This is a genomic window from Micromonospora coxensis, assembly GCF_900090295.1.
Classification (GTDB): Bacteria; Actinomycetota; Actinomycetes; order Mycobacteriales; family Micromonosporaceae; genus Micromonospora; species Micromonospora coxensis.
Map to the genome: position 1 here is coordinate 2,002,703 of NZ_LT607753.1, position 16,122 is coordinate 2,018,824.

A 16,122-nucleotide genomic window follows, 5' to 3' on the forward strand; every position below is an offset into this window, starting at 1 on the left:
GGCGACCGGCCGCGCGTGACCGGTCGCCCGTACCGCAACCGACCCGAGCGGCGGGAGGGACAGGTGGTACGGATGGGACGGCGGGCCCTGGTGGCGCTGCGCGCGCGGGTCGTACCCCGGTGGCGACGCCGGCCGGGCGCGGTGGGCGCGGATCCGCGACCGGGCCGCTGGCAGGTGGTGACCGTGGACCGGCCGGCGGCCGAGGTGCTGCCCGGCGGGCGGTGGCCCGAGCCGCTGCGCCCGCTGGACGGCGCGGTGGAGCTGTGGCTGCGCCCGGCGCCGGGCGGACGCGGCACGGAACTGGCCGCCCGTCCGCTGGGCGGGGTGGCCACCCTGCCGGGGATGGCCGCCCACCTGGTCGGCGACGATCCCGGCCTGTTCCTGCGGGACACCCTGCGCCGGGTCAAGCAGCTCGTGGAGACCGGCGAGGTGTTGCGCGCGGACGCCTCGCCGATGGACCGGCCGGCGGTGCCCGGGTGAGGGCGCTGTGCTGGGAGGGCGCGAACTCCCTCGCGGTGCGCCAGGTGCCCGACCCGGAGCTGCGCAACGCCCACGACATGATCGTCCGGGTGCGCCGCAGCGCCACCTGCGGGGCCGACCTGCCGCTGCTCGACGGGCGCTCGCCGTTCCTCGCCGCCGGGGACGTGCTGGGGCACGAGTTCCTCGGCGAGGTCACCGAGGTCGGGCCGCAGGTGCGCCGGCACCGGGTGGGCGACCGGGTGGTGGTGTGCGCGGCCGTCGCCTGCGGGAGCTGCTGGTACTGCCGGCAGGGGCTGCACTCCTGCTGCGACAACGGCGGCGCCTCGACGGCGGTGACCGAGGCCGCCTGGGGGCAGCCCACCGGCGGCTGCTTCGGCCATCCCCGCGCCACGGGCGGCTTCGCCGGCAGCCACGCCGAGTACGTCCGGGTGCCGTACGCCGACGTCGGGGCGTTCACCGTGCCCGAGACGGTCAGCGACGACCGGGCGGTCTTCGCCTCGGACGCCGCGCCGGCCGGCTGGATGGGCGCCGAGCTGGGCGAGGTGGGCCCCGGCGACGTGGTGGCGGTCTGGGGCGCGGGCGCGGTCGGGCAGCTGACCGCGCAGGCGGCGACCCTGCTCGGCGCGGACCGGGTGATCGTCATCGACCGGCACCCGGACCGGCTGCGGATGGCCGAGGCGCACGCCGGGGCCGAGACGCTGAACTTCGAGCTGACCGACGTCCCCGCCGAGCTGCGCGAGCGCAGCGGGGGCCGGGGCCCGGACGTCTGCGTGGAGGCCGTCGGGGCGGCCGACGGCGGGGGCCGGCCCGCCTCGCTGGCCGAGCGGTTCACCGGCCGGCGGGACGGCCCGGTCGAGGACCCGCTCGCCGTACGGGAGGCGGTGCACGCCTGCCGCAAGGGCGGCACGGTCTTCGTCTCCGGCACCTTCACCGGCTTCGTCGACACCTTCCCGCTGGGGGCGGTGATGAACAAGGGGCTGACCCTGCGCAGCGCCCGGCAGCACGGGCAACGCTGGATCCCGATGCTGCTGGACCGGATGGCCCGGGACGAGCTGCGCACCGAGCACCTGGCCACCCACCGGCTCCCGCTGGAGCAGGGCCCGGCCGGGTACGCGCTGTTCCGCGACCGCGCCGACGGTTGCGTACGGGCGGTCTTCACACCGCAGGGGTGAATCCGGCTCGCGGGTGGCACACTCGGCGGATGCGCGACGACCGCCCGTACGACCTCGTCCTGTTCGGCGCGACCGGCTTCACCGGTGGCCTGACCGCCGAGTACCTGGCCCGGCACGCCCCCACCGGGCTGCGCTGGGCGCTCGCCGGGCGCAACCCGGCGAAGCTGGCGGCGGTCCGCGACCGGCTGGCCGACATCGACCCGGGCCTGGCCGAGCTGCCGCTGCTCACCGCCGACGTCACCGACGCCGCGTCGGTGCAGGCGGTGGCGGAGAGCGCCCGGGTGGTGGCGACCACCGTCGGGCCGTACGTGCACCACGGCGAGCCGATCGTCGCCGCCTGCGCCGCGGCCGGCACCGACTACCTCGACATCACCGGCGAGCCGGAGTTCGTCGACCTGATGTACCTGCGGCACCACGCCGAGGCGGTACGCACCGGCGCCCGCCTGGTGCACACCTGCGGTTTCGACTCGATCCCGCACGACCTGGGCGTCTGGTACACGCTCAAGCACCTGCCGACGGACGGGCCGGTCACCGTGGACGGGTTCGTCCGGGCCGGGGGCAAGTTCTCCGCCGGGACGTACCACTCGGCGCTGACCGCGTTCTCCCGGTCCGGGGAGATGAGCCGGGCGGCGAAGGCGCGCCGGGCGGCCGAGCCCCGCCCGGAGGGTCGGCGGGTGCGCGCCGTACCGGGGAAGGTGGGCCGGTCGAAGGAGATCGGCCGCTGGGCGGTGCCGCTGCCGACCATCGACCCGCAGGTGGTCCGCCGGTCGGCGGCGGCCCGCCCGGAGTACGGCCCGGACTTCCGCTACCGGCACTTCGCCGCGGTGAAGCGGCTGCCCACGATCCTGGCCGCCGGGGTCGGCATGGCCGGCCTGGTCGGCCTGGTCAAGCTGCCGCCGACCCGGCGTTGGCTGCTCGGCCGGCTCTCCTCCGGTCAGGGGCCGAGCGCCGAGGTCCGGGCGAAGTCGTGGTTCACGGTCCGGTTCGTCGGCAGGGGCGGGGGCCGCACGGTGCTCACCGAGGTGGCCGGCGGCGACCCGGGATACGACGAGACCGCGAAGATGCTGGCCGAGTCGGCGCTCTGCCTGGCCCTGGACGAGCTGCCGTCCACCTCGGGGCAGGTCACCCCGGTCACCGCGATGGGCGACGCGCTGCTGGACCGCCTCGTCGCGGCGGGGATGACCTTCCGGGTGCTGGACGGGGCGCGCTGATCCGGCGCGCTTGACCCTCGACCTGGTGCAGACCACAGGATCCTCGGCGTGGAGAGCGAGCTGCGCAGCATCGGCGAACTGGCCCGGGCCAGCGGCCTGACGATCAGTGCCCTGCGGTTCTACGACCGCACCGGGGTGCTCACCCCGGCGCGGGTCGATCCGGTGACCGGTTACCGCTGGTACACCGACGAGCAGGTGGACCCGGCCCGGCTGGTGGCCGGGCTGCGCCGGGTGGGCCTGCCGCTGGCCGAGATCGGTGTCGCGCTGCGGCACCGGCACGAGCCGGCGGTGGTCGGACGGCTGCTCGACGCGCACCTGCGCCGGCTGGAGGACGGCCTCACCGACGCCCGCCGTGAACTCTCCCGCGTCCGTGCCCTGCTCGCACCCGAGGAGACCCCGATGACCACCCGACTGTCCCTGTCCCGCGCCGACCTGGCCGCCGCCGTCGACGCCGTCCGCTTCGCCGTCGGCGCCGACCCGGACCTGCCGGTGCTGGCCGGCGTGCTGTTCGACGTCGAGCCGGACGGCGTACGCCTGGTCGCCACCGACCGGCACCGGCTGGCCGTGGCCCGGGCCGCCGGCACGGTCGACGGCCCGCCCGTGCGGGCGCTGCTGCCGGTCGACGCCGTGGACGAACTGCGGGCCCTGCTCGACACCGGGCACGGGGTGACCCCGGAGGTGAGCGTGGCCCTGACCGCCGGCCGGGTCACCGCCTCGGTCGCCGGCCGCGAGATCACCACCACCGCCCTGCCGTACGACTTCCCCGACTACCGCCGGCTGCTGCGCCGGGCGGCCGACGACGGGCCGACCCGACAGGTCCCGGTCGACGCGGCGGCGCTGCGCGCGGCGCTGCGCGACGCCGCCGCGCCCACCGTCACCCGGGAGCACGAGGGCGTGCCGCTGGCGGTCACCGTGCTCGGCGTCCGCGACGTCGACGGGTTGCGCCTGGTCGGCGCGGACGAGCCGACCGGGGACGACCCCGACGAGTTGCGCGTCGGGGTCAACGGGGGTTACCTGCTCGACGCGCTGGACGCCGCCGGAGCGGCGCAGTTGGTGCTGGAACTGGACGGCCCGATCGCCCCGCTGGCGATCCGTCGCCCGGACGACGCGGACGCCTTCTCCATCCTGATGCCGATCCGCCTCTGATCCGCCCGGTCTGTTCCGACCCGCCTCGGCCCGCCTGGCTCGCTCCGGCAGGGCCTGACCCGGCACAACCGGCGGGGGCAGGGCCTGACCCGGCCACGTCCCGGCACTGACGCAGCCGGGCCTGCCCCGGCTTGCTCTGCACCCACCCACGCACCGGCGACGCACCGTGGCTGGCGCGTGGGAGGGTGCAGAGCAAAGCGTGCGATCGAGGCCAGTCGTGCCTGGACAGGTCGAGGGACAGAAGACCTGGTGGGCACGTCCAGGGCTGAGGACACCTCCGCCACGGGCCAGCACAGCCCGCTCATACAGTCACGGAAGGTGACCGGATTGGGCATGGGGCGACATGGTCACGCAACGTCATCGCCCGCGCGTGGTCGACAACTTCCACAAGAGCGAGCCGCCGATGCCCGGCACCGGGACGGCGGCGGAGCGGGACAAGCGCACGGGGTGCAGAGCAGAGCGGCCGGCGCACGGCGGGGGCGACAAGGCGCGGGCGGTCGCCGGGGTCGGCTCCTCCGGGCCGTCCCGGGCGCAGAGGGCCGCGACGGTAGCATCGGGGGGTTACCACCTGACTTCCCGGACGGAGGCGTACGGAGCAGCATGCTCGACATGGAGTTGATCCGGAAGGATCGCGAGGCGGTGGCCACCGCACTGGCGAAGCGTCTGGATCCCGCCGAGGTCAATCGGGTCCTGGACGAGGTCCAGCGGCTCGACCAGGAACGCCGTGCCCTGATCACCGAGATCGACGCCGAGCGGCAGCGCCGCAAGGCCGAGGCGCGGGCGTACGCGGCGGCCAAGCGCGCCGGCGCCGAGCCGGAGGTCTCCGCGCCGGAGGCCGGCCGGAAGCAGCTCGCGGAGCTGGAGTCCGAGCTGGACGAGGTGCAGTCCCGGCTGCGCACCACGATGAGCGAGCTGCCCAACCTGCCCGCCGACGACGTCGTCCCCGGCGGCAAGGAGGCCAACCGGGTGGTCCGGACCTTCGGTGCGCCGCCGGCCATCGAGAAGGTCCGCGACCACGTCGAGTTGAGCCGCGCGCTGGGCCTGGTCGACCACGAGCGGGGGGTCAAGCTCGGCGGCTCCGGCTTCTGGATGTACACCGGTCTCGGTGCCCGGCTGGAGTGGGCGCTGCTCAACTGGCTGATCGAGCGCAACATCGAGGCCGGCTACGAGTTCCTGCTCCCGCCGCACCTGCTGCTGGACACCGCCGGCTTCGCCGCCGGGCAGTTCCCGAAGTTCTACGACGACGTCTACCACCTGGACCGGGAGTCCGCCCCGCGCGGGCAGTTCCTGCTGCCCACCGCGGAGACGGCGATCCTCGGGGCGTACCAGGACGAGATCCTGGACACCACGGCGCTGCCGCTGAAGCGGTTCGCGTACACCCCCTGCTACCGGCGGGAGGCGGCCGGTTCGCACTCCGACGAGCGGGGCACCGTCCGGGGCCACCAGTTCAACAAGGTGGAGATCTTCCAGTTCACCCTGCCGGAGCAGGCGGACGCCGCGCTGGAGTCGATGGTCGGCCACGTGGAGAGCCTGGTCCAGCAGCTGGGTCTGCACCACCAGACCAGCCTGCTCGCGGCCGGCGACGCCAGCGCCGCGATGCGCAAGACCCTCGACGTCGAGGTCTGGATGCCGAGCACCGGCAAGTACAAGGAGGTGTCGTCGGTCTCCTGGGGCGGCGACTACCAGGCCCGCCGGGCGGCCATCCGCTACCGCGAGCCGGGCGGCAAGCAGACCCGCTTCGTGCACACCCTCAACGGCTCGGCGCTGGCCACCAGCCGGCTCTTCCCGGCCATCCTGGAGCAGTGCCAGCAGCCCGACGGGTCGGTGCTGCTGCCCGAGGTGCTCCGCGACCGGCTGGGCACCGACCGGCTCACCCCGGTCCGCTGAGCCGCTGACCGGACGACGACGGCGGGGATCGGGTGACCCGATCCCCGCCGTCCGTGCGTCGTTGGAGCGAACAGCGGCGGCCGCGCGAACAGCGGCGACCGCGCGGAGTCAGCCGGCCAGTGCGGCGACCCGGCGGGTGAGGTCCTCGCCGTCGAGGAAACCCTGGTGGACCACCCTGCCGTCCCGGTCGATGATCAAGAAGGTGCTCTGCTCGACGATCTCGAAGCGGCGCCAGAGCGTGCCGGCCCGGTCGTCGAGCTGGAGCGTGCCGGCCAGTTCGAACTCGGTGACGAAGTCCTTCATGGCCTTCTGCTCGCCGAGGCCGGCGACCCCGACGATCGGCACGGTGTCCCGGTACTTCGGCGCGATCTCGGCCACCGTCCACGCCTGACTGGCGCAGGTGGCGCACCAGGGCGCCCAGAACCACAGCACCACCGGCTTCCCGGCCAGTCCGGCGGCGGAGAACGGCGTACCGTCGAGGGTCTTCGCGTCGAACCGCAGCGTGTCCGGCACCTGCGCGGGGGCCGACGGGGCGCCGGTGGCCGGCCCGCCGGACGGCAGTGGCGAGGCGGTGCCGACCGGGACCACTGCCTCGGTGGCCGACCGCGCCGGGTCGTCGCCGGCCGCGCACCCGGCGGCGGCGACCAGGACACCGGCCAGCACGGCGGCGGTGGCGACGAGCCGTCCGGGCGGCCGTCGGTCCGGGCGGTTCCTCCGGTACGACCGCATCGGCGTCTCCTCTCGGTACTGACTACTTGTTGGCGTCGACGAGCCGCAACGCCAGCTCGGGGCAGACCTTGACGGCCTTCATCGCGCCCTCCTTGAGCCAGGTCGGCACGGGCGTGGCGGGGAAGGCGGGGTATCCGTTGTGGTCGAGCCGGATGAAGTCGGGCACGACGTGCGCACAGAGCCCGTGTCCGTCGCAGCGGGACCAGTCCAGGGTCAGCTTCTGCGGGTTGGCGTCGGGCGCGCCGGGCAGGCTCATCACGCCCTTGACCCGCTTGCCGCACCCCTCACCGGTGGTGTGCAGGCGCAGGTCCTCGGCGAAGACCTCCATCGCGGACAGCGCGAACCGGGACGTACCGTCGGGGTGGCTGCACGCGCCACGGCCCTTGACGTCGCCGGCGGCGGCCCGGACGACCTCCACCGGCGCGCTGCCGGAGACCGCCAGGTCGACGGCGCGGGCCAGGTCCGGCAGGCCCCGTTTGCACGGCCCGCACTGGCCGGCGGACTCCCCGGCCAGGTAGCGGACCACCTGGGCGGCCTCGCCGAGCGGGCAGGTGTCGGTGCCGAGCGGGAGGATGATGCCGGCGCCGAGCGTGCCGCCGACCCGGGTCAGGCTCCTGCGGGAGACCTCCGCCCGGTCCGCCGCCTCCGGGGTGATCCAGCGGCCGTGGTAGCCGCCCATCAGGATGCCCGGGCCCTCCGGCACCTCGCACAGGTCGAGGATCTCGCGCAGCGGGGTGCCCGCGGCGCACTCCACCACCGCGGGGCGCTTCGCCGCGCCGGTCACGGTGAGCAGCACGGTGCCGGGCTCGTCGTCGGTGCCGAGCGCCGCGTACTCGTACGGGCCGAGCCGGGCGGCGACGGCGAGTTGGGCGTACGTCTCGGCGTTGGAGAGCAGCGTCGGCAGGTTCCGGACGCCGGAGTCGCTGGCACGCTTCTTGGTGCCGGGTGGGATGTGCGGCAGCCCGTTGATGCCGTTGACCAGCGCGCCGCCCTCACCGGAGATGAACCGGTGCGGCACGGTGACGATGCTGGTCTCGACGGGCATCCGGCGCTCGGCGAGGGCCTCGGTGAGCGACTCCCGCCCGATCAGGTCGTCGGCGACGCAGAGCACGATCTCCTCGGCGTCCAGCGCGTACGCGGCCAGCGCCGCGCCGTCGAGGATCAGGTGCGGCGCGCGGGTGAGCAGCACCTTGTCCTTCCAGCTCGCCGGCTCGCCCTCGCTGGCGTTGACCACCACCACGGCGGGCAGGTCCTGGCGCTCGCAGGACTCCAGCACCGCCTTGATCTTGCGGGCGAACGGGAAGCCGGCTCCGCCCTTGCCCTTGAGCTGGATGCTCTCGGCCAGCCGGAGCAGGTTGGCCGGTTCCATCGGGCCGATCGGTCCGTGCACCATCTCGTGCGCGACCAGGTCGAGCCGGCCGAACTCGGCGAACCCGGCGGTGAGCCGGGGCTCGCCGATGCAGGCCACCGGGGGAATCTTGGTCCGGTTCACTTGGCCTCACCCCGCAGCCCCGCCCAGTACGCCCCGTCCACCTCGGCCGCGCTGGCCCGGCGGCTCCGCCGGCCCCGGCCCTCGCTGGAGGACCGCATCGCCCGGCGGGAGGCCAGGTCGACCAGGGTGGGAGTGTCGTCGACGGGCAGGTCGTCCCCGGCGTAGCGGGCCGGCGGGCGCCAGTAGTCCGGCTGCTCCGGCACGTCGTCGTCGACGCTGTGCCGGCCGGCCCCGCTGCGCGGGGTCGCGGAGATCGGCTCGGCCGAGACCGGCGAGGTGGCCTCCCAGCGGCGGGGGCTGTCCCAGGGCTCCTCGGGCTCGTCGGTGCTCCGGCGGGGCGGTGACGAGTAGCGCGCGGCCAGGTCGTCGTCGTCGCGGCGGGCGCGCCGACCGGTGGAGGCCGGACGCTCGTCCTCGTCGTCGAGCCGGGCCCGGCGGCCGGTGGAGGCGGGACGCACGTCCTCGTCCTCCAACCGGGCCCGACGCCCGGTCGACACCGGACGCACGTCCTCGTCCTCCAACCGCGCCCGACGGCCCGTGGAGACCGGACGCACGTCCTCGTCCTCCAACCGCGCCCGACGGCCCGTGGAGACCGGACGCACGTCCTCGTCCTCCAACCGCGCCCGACGGCCCGTGGAGACCGGACGCACGTCCTCCTCGTAGCGGGACCGCCGGCCGCCGGAGACGGGGGCGACGTCCTCCTCGCCGCGGCGGCGGGCGGAGCGCTCCTCGTCCCGCCGACGCTCGACGCGCTCCGCCCGCGCGGCGGAGCGGCGGGCGGCCGGCTCCAGGTCGCGCTCCCGACGCCGCGGCTCCGGCTCCTCGACCTCGCGGCGGGACCGGCCGGCGCGGACCGGCTCGCGCAGGGTGCCCGGCTCGGGCACCACCGGCACGGTGAACCGGTCGGGGTCGCGTCGCCGGGCCGCGCCCGACTGGCCCCACGAACCGGTGGCGGTGGTCTCCGCCCAGCCGCTGCGGCCGTCCTCCTCCTCGCCCTTCCTGCGGCCGAGGCCGCCGAGCAGCGTGCGGGCCTTGCCGTCCTCGCTGCCCTTGCCGGTCATCGCGACGTTCAGCACGGCGGCCTGGTGCTGCTCCCGGCTGCGCCGGCCGAGGTACAGCGAGAACCGGACCAGCAGTGCGATCACCACGAGCACGACGCAGGCCAGGTAGCTCAGGGTCACCCAGGACTTGGCGGCGCGGCCGGCGTTGAGGCCGTGGATCAGCGCGAAGGGCCAGGACACGTACGCCATCGAGTGCAGGGAGCGCCAGAACCACTTCGGGCCGACGCCGGCGAAGCGGACCCGGACGATGCCGGTCCACAGCACGCTGACCATGAGGAACGCGGCGACGGTGCCGAGGCCGACGTAGAGGCCGGAGCCGCCGATGAACGGCACCACGGCGTCGGTCGGGCCGGCCCGGCCGATCGAGATCTTGGTGATGACGTGGAAGACCAGGCCGGCGACGCCGAGGATGCCGGTGGCCCGGTGCGCGGACTGCAGCAGCACCCGGTGCGGGATCTGCAGCACGAGCCGGTCGGTGGCGAGCAGCCCCATCATGACGGTGAGGCTGAGCGAGACCAGGGCCACCACACCGGCGAAGAACTCCGTGAAGACGAAGCCGTACGCGTACATGGCGCCGCCGTTGCCGGACATCTCCACACCCGCCCACAGCAGGCCGAGCGCGGAGGCGGCCATCAGCGCCATCGCAGACTTCGACACGGTGCGGACACCACGGCTGCTGGTGGTGGTCCGGACGGTCGCCGCCTTCTGGTTCTGCTTTGCCCGGGCCATCTGCTCCTCGATCATGTCTCACGGCGACGCCGCCACCGGCCGACCTGCTCCTTCATCCAGTACGGACGTCCGGCGCGTACGGATCAGTGCGGGTGTCGAATTTCTCGCGGGATTTCTCGAACCACCACGGCCCCGGGCGCGTGTAGCGCCCTGCGCAACGACACATGTCCATCCGTTGACAGTTCTTGCAACGCGCTTGTAACCTTGCCGAAAATTTCAGCACGACTCGCAAGAAGTCGTCAGCTGAGCCCTCCCCCGCGCTGCCACCGTCCCCCGAACCCCAGGAGTACCGATGCATCGACGTCGATGCCGATCGGCGCTTGTCGCCCTCGGCGCGCTCGCCAGCCTGCTCGTGCCCACCGTCGTCGCGGCACCCCCGGCCGCCGCGGCGCCGTCCGGCACGAAGAACGTCATCGCCAACCTCTTCGAGTGGAACTGGCCCTCGGTGGCCAGCGAGTGCACCAGCACGCTCGGTCCCAAGGGCTACGGCTACGTCCAGGTGTCCCCGCCCCAGGAGCACGTCCGGGGCAACCAGTGGTGGGTGGCGTACCAGCCGGTCAGCTACCGGATCGAGTCCCGCAAGGGCACCCGGGCGCAGTTCCAGTCCATGGTGAACACCTGCCACGCCGCCGGCGTGAAGGTCATCGTCGACACGGTCATCAACCACATGTCCGGCCAGGACGCCGGCGGCACCGGCTGGGCCGGCTCGTCGTACGGGCACTACAACTACCCGGGCATCTACCAGTCGCAGGACTTCCACTACTGCGGCCGCAACGCCGGCAACGAGATCACCAACTACAACGACCGGTGGGAGGTGCAGAACTGCGAGCTGGTCAACCTCTCCGACCTCAAGACCGAGTCGGACTACGTGCGGTCGCGGATCGCGGCGTACATGAACGACCTGCTCTCCCTCGGGGTGGACGGCTTCCGGCTGGACGCCAGCAAGCACATGCCGGCCGCCGACATCGCCGCCATCAAGGGCAAGCTCTCCCGGTCGGCGTACATCGTGCAGGAGGTCATCTACGGCGCGGGCGAGCCGATCGGCCCGGGTGAGTACACCGGTAACGGCGACGTGCACGAGTTCCGGTACGGCAAGGACCTGGCCCGGATGTTCAACAACGAGCGCCTGGCGTACCTGAAGAACTTCGGCGAGGCGTGGGGCTACCTGCCCAACGGCTCGGCGGCGGTCTTCGTGGACAACCACGACACCCAGCGCGACGTCAGCGGGGTGCTGACGTACAAGAACGGCCGCACCTACGCGCTGGCCAACGCCTTCATGCTGGCCTGGCCGTACGGCTCCAAGACGGTCCAGTCCAGCTACACCTTCAGCAACCGCGACGCCGGCCCCCCGTCGGACGCCAACAACAAGACCCTGAACACCACCTGCTTCTCCGGGTGGGAGTGCGAGCACCGCTGGCAGGTCATCGCCAACATGGTCGGCTTCCACAACGCCACCCAGGGCGCCGGGGTCAGCAACTGGTACGACAACGGCTACCAGCACATCGCCTTCAGCCGGACCGGCAAGGGCTACCTGACGATCAACGACGAGGACTTCGCGGTCAACGGCCGCTCCTACTACGCCGGGCTGCCGGCGGGCCGGTACTGCGACGTCGTCCACGGCACCTTCAGCAACGGCTCGTGCAGCGGGCCGGTGATCACGGTGGATTCCGCCGGCTGGTTCGCCGCCAACATCCCGGCGCACGACGCGGTCGCCATCCACGTGGGCGCCAAGCTGTCCTGACCCGTTCGACCCGCGCCAGGGGCCGCACCCGACGGAATCTCCTCGGGTGGGGCCCCTGGCCATTTCTGTGCCCTACAGTTGTTTTGTGCTGTTTGACCGTTTGACCTCCCGCTTCGGCGTCGGTCCGCTGGCCACCGCCTTCGGCGTACCGGCGCTGGTCGCACTCGCCCTGCTGGTCAACTCGGCGCTGCACCACGATGGCGTGTCCCCGCCGGCCGCCCTTGCCCCGCCACCGACGACGATCGCACCGCCCACTGCGACCACCGCGCCGACCGGACCGCCGAGCGACGAGCCGGTGCCGGTGGCGGGCCCGGTGCCCGCCGGCCTCCCCGTGATCGACTACGACCCCGCCCCCGGCGGCTTCCCCGCCGACCCGCAGCCCGGCGACACCGCGCCGCTGACCGAGGGTCTGTCGCCGACCCGGCGGATCGCCGCGTACGACGCCCCGGGCGGACGCCCGCTGGCCCTGCTCGCCCCGACGATCAGCGGCGTCGAGCTGACCATGCCGGTGGTGGCGCGCCGCGCCGGCTGGACGGCGGCGCTGCTCCCCTCGGCCAACCGGCGCATCGCCTGGCTCCCCGAGGGCGGCTGGAGCAGGGTGTTGCTGCGCGACCAGATCGTGGTGGAACGCAAGCCGCACCGGCTGACCTGGTACCGGCACGGCGAGGCCGTCGACTCCTGGCCGGTCGCCCTCGGCATGCCGGGACAGCTCACGCCGTTGGGCCGTACCTTCGTCCTCGGCCGCACTCCCCCGCCCCAGGAGATCTACGGCGGGGTCGACATCTTCGCCCTCGGCGCGATCCCCGACGACCCGGACGCGGTGCCGACCGGCCTGCGCGGCGCGCACATCGGCCTGCACAGCTGGTACGACGACAGCACGCTCGGCCGGAACGTCACCAACGGCTGCATCCGGCTGACCCGCAACGCCCAGCGCAAACTCCTCGACGAGGTGCCGCCCGGCACCCCGCTGATCGTGGTCGACGAGCTGCCCACCCCACCACCCACCGCCTGAACACGCCCGGTCGGCGCCAACGGCGTTCCCGTTGGCGCCGACCGGGCGGCTCGACGCCCGACCGGAGGAGTCAGAGCGGCGCCACCCAGTACGGGACGACGTCCATCCAGCCGTTGGCGCCCGCGCCGTGCCTCCGGCCACTGCTGGTGGTGCTCAGGGTGTACCAGGCGTCCACGAAGTCCGGGTCGTCGGTGTACCAGGAGGTCGGGATGGCGTCCAGGATCGCGTTGACCAGCGGGGCGTACGCGCCACCGTCCACGATCACCAGCAGCGCGTTGGCGATCGCCTTGACCAGCGCCGAGTAGTTGGTGTCGCCGTCGTCCTCCATCATGACCACGTCGGCCAGGTTGTACTTGTACGCCGAGAAGTGCACCAGGAGCTGGTTCGGGTAGTACGTCGTGCCGTCGTGGTCCAGGTACGGCATCTGCACCAGGTCGACCTTGGCCTTGCCGTCCAGCCCGAACCCGGCCACGACGGTGTAGATCTCGGCCGCACCCTTGATCCAGGGTTCCTCGTCGTCGCTGAGTCGGACCGCGTTGACCTTGGTGGCCCAGTAGCCGGAGGTGGCGGTGACCCCCGCCTCGGTGGCGCGGGACGCGGGTCCCGTCGAGGCGGCGTGACCGATGCCCCGCCGACTCAACCCCTCGCGCATCAGCTTCAGGCCGGCGGAGAGCGCCCGCTCGACGTCCACCTCGACCAGGAGCACCGGTCGCTGCGGCACCTGCGCGGCGTCCAGCACCACCTCGGCGCCGGAGCGGTCGTAGGCGGTCACCCTCGTCGCCGAGTCGTCGGTCGAGGCGGCGGCCACCAGCGGCGCCTCACCACGAGCCAGCGCCGCGCGCATGTCCGGGTGGGCCAACCGCAGCTGGAGCAGCGAGCCGGTGTCGGCCGGCAGCCCCTTGGCGATCAGCAGCCGCTGGTTGGCGGCACGCAGGTCGTCGGCGAGCCGACCGTTCATCTTGACGGCGAGCAGGTCGACCGGGCCGCGCGCGGCGGTGGCGCTCAGGCGGTCGCCGGTGGGCCGGTCGACGACCGCCACCTGGCGAGCCACCTCGTCGATGATGGTGAGCACCGGGCCGGCGGCGACGGCCGCCGGTGCCGGGCTGACGTGGTCGGGCCGGGCGTACGCCGGGCCGGCAACGACCACGGCCAGGGTGGTGGCCGCGATGCCGAGCGACCGGGCGGCGCGACGGAAGGTACGTGGGTTCACGTCGGCTCCTCTGCGTGTCCCGGCCACCGGCCTGTGGGCGGGTGACCGGGGATGTGACGACCGGGAGTCATATAGATATACATGGATAGCGCGAACGTCAAGGGTTTGCCGGTGCACCCCACGCGAACCCACCACCCCGCTGGACCGCGTCGCCCGACGAGACCTGGCGCGGCAGAGTGGCGGGTCGTCCGGCCAGCTTCCGCCACAGGAACTCCAGCGTCAGCGCCCACACGAACGCCCGCTGCTCGCTGTTCGCCGCCGTACCGTGCCCACCTTCGACGTTCTCGTAGTACGCCACCTCGTGGCCGTGCTCGCGCAGCCGGGCCGCCATCTTGCGGGCGTGCGCCGGATGCACCCGGTCGTCGCGGGTCGAGGTGACGAGCAGCACCGGCGGGTACGACCGTCCGCTGCGGACGTTGTGGTACGGCGAGTACCGGCGCAGGTAGGACCAGTCGGCCTCGCGGTCCGGGTCGCCGTACTCGGCCATCCACGAGGCGCCGGCCAGCAGTCGGTGGTAGCGCCGCATGTCCAGCACCGGCACGTGGGCGACGACCGCGCCGAACAGCTCCGGGTACCGGGTCAGCATCACCCCCATCAGCAGCCCGCCGTTGCTGCCGCCCTCGATGCCCAGCCGCTCCGGCGTGGTGATTCCGCGCGTCACCAGCTCGGCGGCCACCGCGGCGAAGTCCTCGTACGCCCGGGGCCGGCGCTCCCGCAGCGCGGCGTGGTGCCACCGGGGGCCGTACTCGCCGCCGCCCCGGATGTTCGCCACCACGTAGCTGCCGCCCCGGGCCAGCCAACCCCGGCCGATGCCACCGTCGTGGTGCGGGGTCAGCGGGATCTCGTACCCGCCGTACCCGGTGAGCAGCGTCGGCCCGCCGGCCACGTCCGGATCCCCCACCACGAAGTACGGCACCCGCGTGCCGTCGGCCGAGGTGGCGAAGAACTGGCGCACCGCCAGGCCGTCCGGGTCGAAGAACGCCGGCTCGCGCTTGAGCGTCTCGACCGCGCCGCCGACCTGTCCGAGGCGGAGCGTCGCCGGTGTGAGGAACCCTTCGGAGTCGAGCAGATAGGCGTCGCCGTGGTCCGGGTCGGTCTCCACGATCCGGCTGTGTGCGTCCGCCGGCACACCCGCGAGCGGCTGACGCCGCCAGCGCGGCCCGTCGGGCGTCAGCACCTCCAGCCGGCTCCGCACGTCGACGAGGGTGGCCAGGATCAGGTGGTGTCGCGTCCACGCGTAGCCGCTCAGCGCGGTGCGGTCGTCCGGCCGGAACAGCACCGTCAGCTCCCGCCCACCGGCGAGGAACGCGTCGAAGCGGGTCGCCAGCAGGGCACCCGCCGGATGCGTGACCCCGTCGACCGGCCAGGGCGAGCGCAACCGGATCAGCAGCCACTCCCGGTGCACGTCCCAATGGGCGTCCTCCGGCACCTCGATCCGGATCCGCTCGCCCGCGTCCGTCAGCAGCCAGCTCTCGCTGCGGTAGAAGTCCAGGCTGCGGCCCACGAAGTCACGCTCGAAGCCGGGTGTCGGGTCGTGCGAGGCGTGGACGGCGACGTCGTCGGGGCGCCCCTCGTGCACGACGACGGCCTCGGACAGCGGGGTGCCCCGCCGCCAGCGCTTGACGACACGCGGATACCCGGACGAGGTCAGCGACCCGGGCCCGAAGTCGGTGCCGACGAAGACGTGGTCGGCGTCGATCCAGCAGACATCGGTCTTCGCCTCGGGAAGGGTGAAGCCGTCCTCGACGAAGGCACGCCGCACCAGGTCGAACTCCCGCACCACGGCCGCGTCGGCGCCACCTCGGGACAGGCTGATCAGGCAGCGGCGGTAGCCGGGGCGCAGCACCGTCGCCTGCTGCCAGACCCAGTTCTCGCCTTCCTCGGCGGCGAGGGCATCCAGGTCGAGCAGCACGTCCCACTCCGGCTCGGGCCGGCGGTACTGCTCCAGCGTGGTGCGCCGCCAGATCCCGCGCGGACGCGCCGCGTCGGTCCAGTAGTTGTAGTAGAAGCCGTCCCCGCGCCAGCCGGGGTAGGGGATGCGGTCCTCGGCGTCGAGCACCTGCCGGATCTCCGCCCGCAGGGCGGCGAACGACTCGCCGCCGGTCAGCGCGGCGACGGTTTCCGCGTTCCGCTCCCGCACCCACCCGGCGGCGCGCTCACCGTCGAGGTCCTCCAGCCAGAGGTACGGGTCGTCACCCTCGTCGAACAGTGCAGCCACCTTCGCCACTATCCCGATGAGCGACCCGGATCCA

At 73.6% G+C, this 16,122-nt stretch carries 12 protein-coding genes; 7 read left to right on the forward strand and 5 right to left on the reverse strand.

What is annotated here, in order from left to right:
* The first annotated feature begins 72 nt into the window (after window positions 1-72).
* The 5 genes from GA0070614_RS08835 to serS all read left to right on the forward strand — a co-directional run bounded on the left by GA0070614_RS08835 (window position 73) and on the right by serS (window position 5,896).
* Entirely contained in the window at window positions 73-480 is a 408-nt protein-coding gene (locus GA0070614_RS08835; protein WP_231933587.1) for an SRPBCC family protein, read from the forward strand.
* Window positions 477-1,652 (forward strand): zinc-dependent alcohol dehydrogenase, encoded by a 1,176-nt coding sequence (locus tag GA0070614_RS08840; protein ID WP_088975496.1) that lies wholly within the window; start codon window positions 477-479, stop codon window positions 1,650-1,652. The genes GA0070614_RS08835 and GA0070614_RS08840 overlap by 4 nt, the downstream gene beginning before the upstream one ends.
* A 29-nt stretch (window positions 1,653-1,681) precedes the next feature.
* Entirely contained in the window at window positions 1,682-2,863 is a 1,182-nt protein-coding gene (locus GA0070614_RS08845) for a saccharopine dehydrogenase family protein (RefSeq protein WP_088975497.1), read from the forward strand.
* A gap of 60 nt (window positions 2,864-2,923) precedes the next feature.
* On the forward strand, window positions 2,924-4,009 hold the full coding sequence (locus tag GA0070614_RS08850; RefSeq protein ID WP_088979327.1) for a DNA polymerase III subunit beta family protein: 1,086 nt from the start codon (window positions 2,924-2,926) through the stop codon (window positions 4,007-4,009).
* Window positions 4,010-4,609: 600 nt separating this feature from the next.
* Window positions 4,610-5,896: a serine--tRNA ligase gene (gene serS / locus GA0070614_RS08855; protein WP_088975498.1), complete on the forward strand. Its 1,287-nt coding sequence runs from the start codon at window positions 4,610-4,612 to the stop codon at window positions 5,894-5,896.
* 108 nt (window positions 5,897-6,004) lie between these two features.
* Here the strand turns inward: serS and GA0070614_RS08860 are convergent, their stop codons facing one another.
* Genes GA0070614_RS08860 through GA0070614_RS08870 form a run of 3 tightly spaced genes read right to left on the reverse strand, consistent with a single transcriptional unit; the run spans window position 6,005 to window position 9,922 of the window.
* Window positions 6,005-6,625 carry a redoxin domain-containing protein gene (locus GA0070614_RS08860; protein WP_088975499.1) on the reverse strand — a complete coding sequence of 207 codons (621 nt, stop codon included), beginning with the start codon at window positions 6,623-6,625 and terminating at the stop codon, window positions 6,005-6,007.
* A 22-nt stretch (window positions 6,626-6,647) separates the two neighbouring features.
* Entirely contained in the window at window positions 6,648-8,117 is a 1,470-nt protein-coding gene (locus GA0070614_RS08865; protein WP_088975500.1) for an NADH-quinone oxidoreductase subunit NuoF family protein, read from the reverse strand.
* A complete protein-coding gene (locus GA0070614_RS08870; RefSeq protein ID WP_231933588.1) occupies window positions 8,114-9,922 on the reverse strand; it encodes a ferric reductase-like transmembrane domain-containing protein in 1,809 nt (602 codons plus the stop codon). Before GA0070614_RS08870 ends, GA0070614_RS08865 begins: the two co-directional genes overlap by 4 nt.
* A gap of 277 nt (window positions 9,923-10,199) precedes the next feature.
* Here GA0070614_RS08870 and GA0070614_RS08875 point away from each other — a divergent pair, with 277 nt between their 5' ends.
* Together GA0070614_RS08875 and GA0070614_RS08880 are read left to right on the forward strand one after the other, a co-directional pair.
* Window positions 10,200-11,648 carry an alpha-amylase gene (locus GA0070614_RS08875; RefSeq protein WP_088975501.1) on the forward strand — a complete coding sequence of 483 codons (1,449 nt, stop codon included), beginning with the start codon at window positions 10,200-10,202 and terminating at the stop codon, window positions 11,646-11,648.
* Between the two features lie 85 nt (window positions 11,649-11,733).
* Entirely contained in the window at window positions 11,734-12,660 is a 927-nt protein-coding gene (locus GA0070614_RS08880) for a L,D-transpeptidase (protein WP_088975502.1), read from the forward strand.
* Window positions 12,661-12,730: 70 nt separating this feature from the next.
* Here GA0070614_RS08880 and GA0070614_RS08885 read toward each other — a convergent pair whose 3' ends face one another.
* Together GA0070614_RS08885 and GA0070614_RS08890 are read right to left on the reverse strand one after the other, a co-directional pair.
* Entirely contained in the window at window positions 12,731-13,870 is a 1,140-nt protein-coding gene (locus tag GA0070614_RS08885) for a DUF3103 family protein (RefSeq protein ID WP_088975503.1), read from the reverse strand.
* A gap of 97 nt (window positions 13,871-13,967) precedes the next feature.
* A complete protein-coding gene (locus GA0070614_RS08890) occupies window positions 13,968-16,088 on the reverse strand; it encodes a prolyl oligopeptidase family serine peptidase (RefSeq protein ID WP_231933589.1) in 2,121 nt (706 codons plus the stop codon).
* Window positions 16,089-16,122 lie beyond the last annotated feature (34 nt).

What these genes read in the sequence shown, in the direction of transcription:
- GA0070614_RS08835 (WP_231933587.1), top strand. Translation starts at nt 73, where the DNA reads ATGGGACGGCGGGCCCTGGTGGCGCTGCGCGCGCGGGTCGTACCCCGG.
- GA0070614_RS08845 (WP_088975497.1), top strand. Translation starts at nt 1,682, where the DNA reads ATGCGCGACGACCGCCCGTACGACCTCGTCCTGTTCGGCGCGACCGGC.
- serS (WP_088975498.1), top strand. Translation starts at nt 4,610, where the DNA reads ATGCTCGACATGGAGTTGATCCGGAAGGATCGCGAGGCGGTGGCCACC.
- GA0070614_RS08860 (WP_088975499.1), bottom strand. Translation starts at nt 6,625, where the DNA reads ATGCGGTCGTACCGGAGGAACCGCCCGGACCGACGGCCGCCCGGACGG.
- GA0070614_RS08870 (WP_231933588.1), bottom strand. Translation starts at nt 9,922, where the DNA reads ATGATCGAGGAGCAGATGGCCCGGGCAAAGCAGAACCAGAAGGCGGCG.
- GA0070614_RS08875 (WP_088975501.1), top strand. Translation starts at nt 10,200, where the DNA reads ATGCATCGACGTCGATGCCGATCGGCGCTTGTCGCCCTCGGCGCGCTC.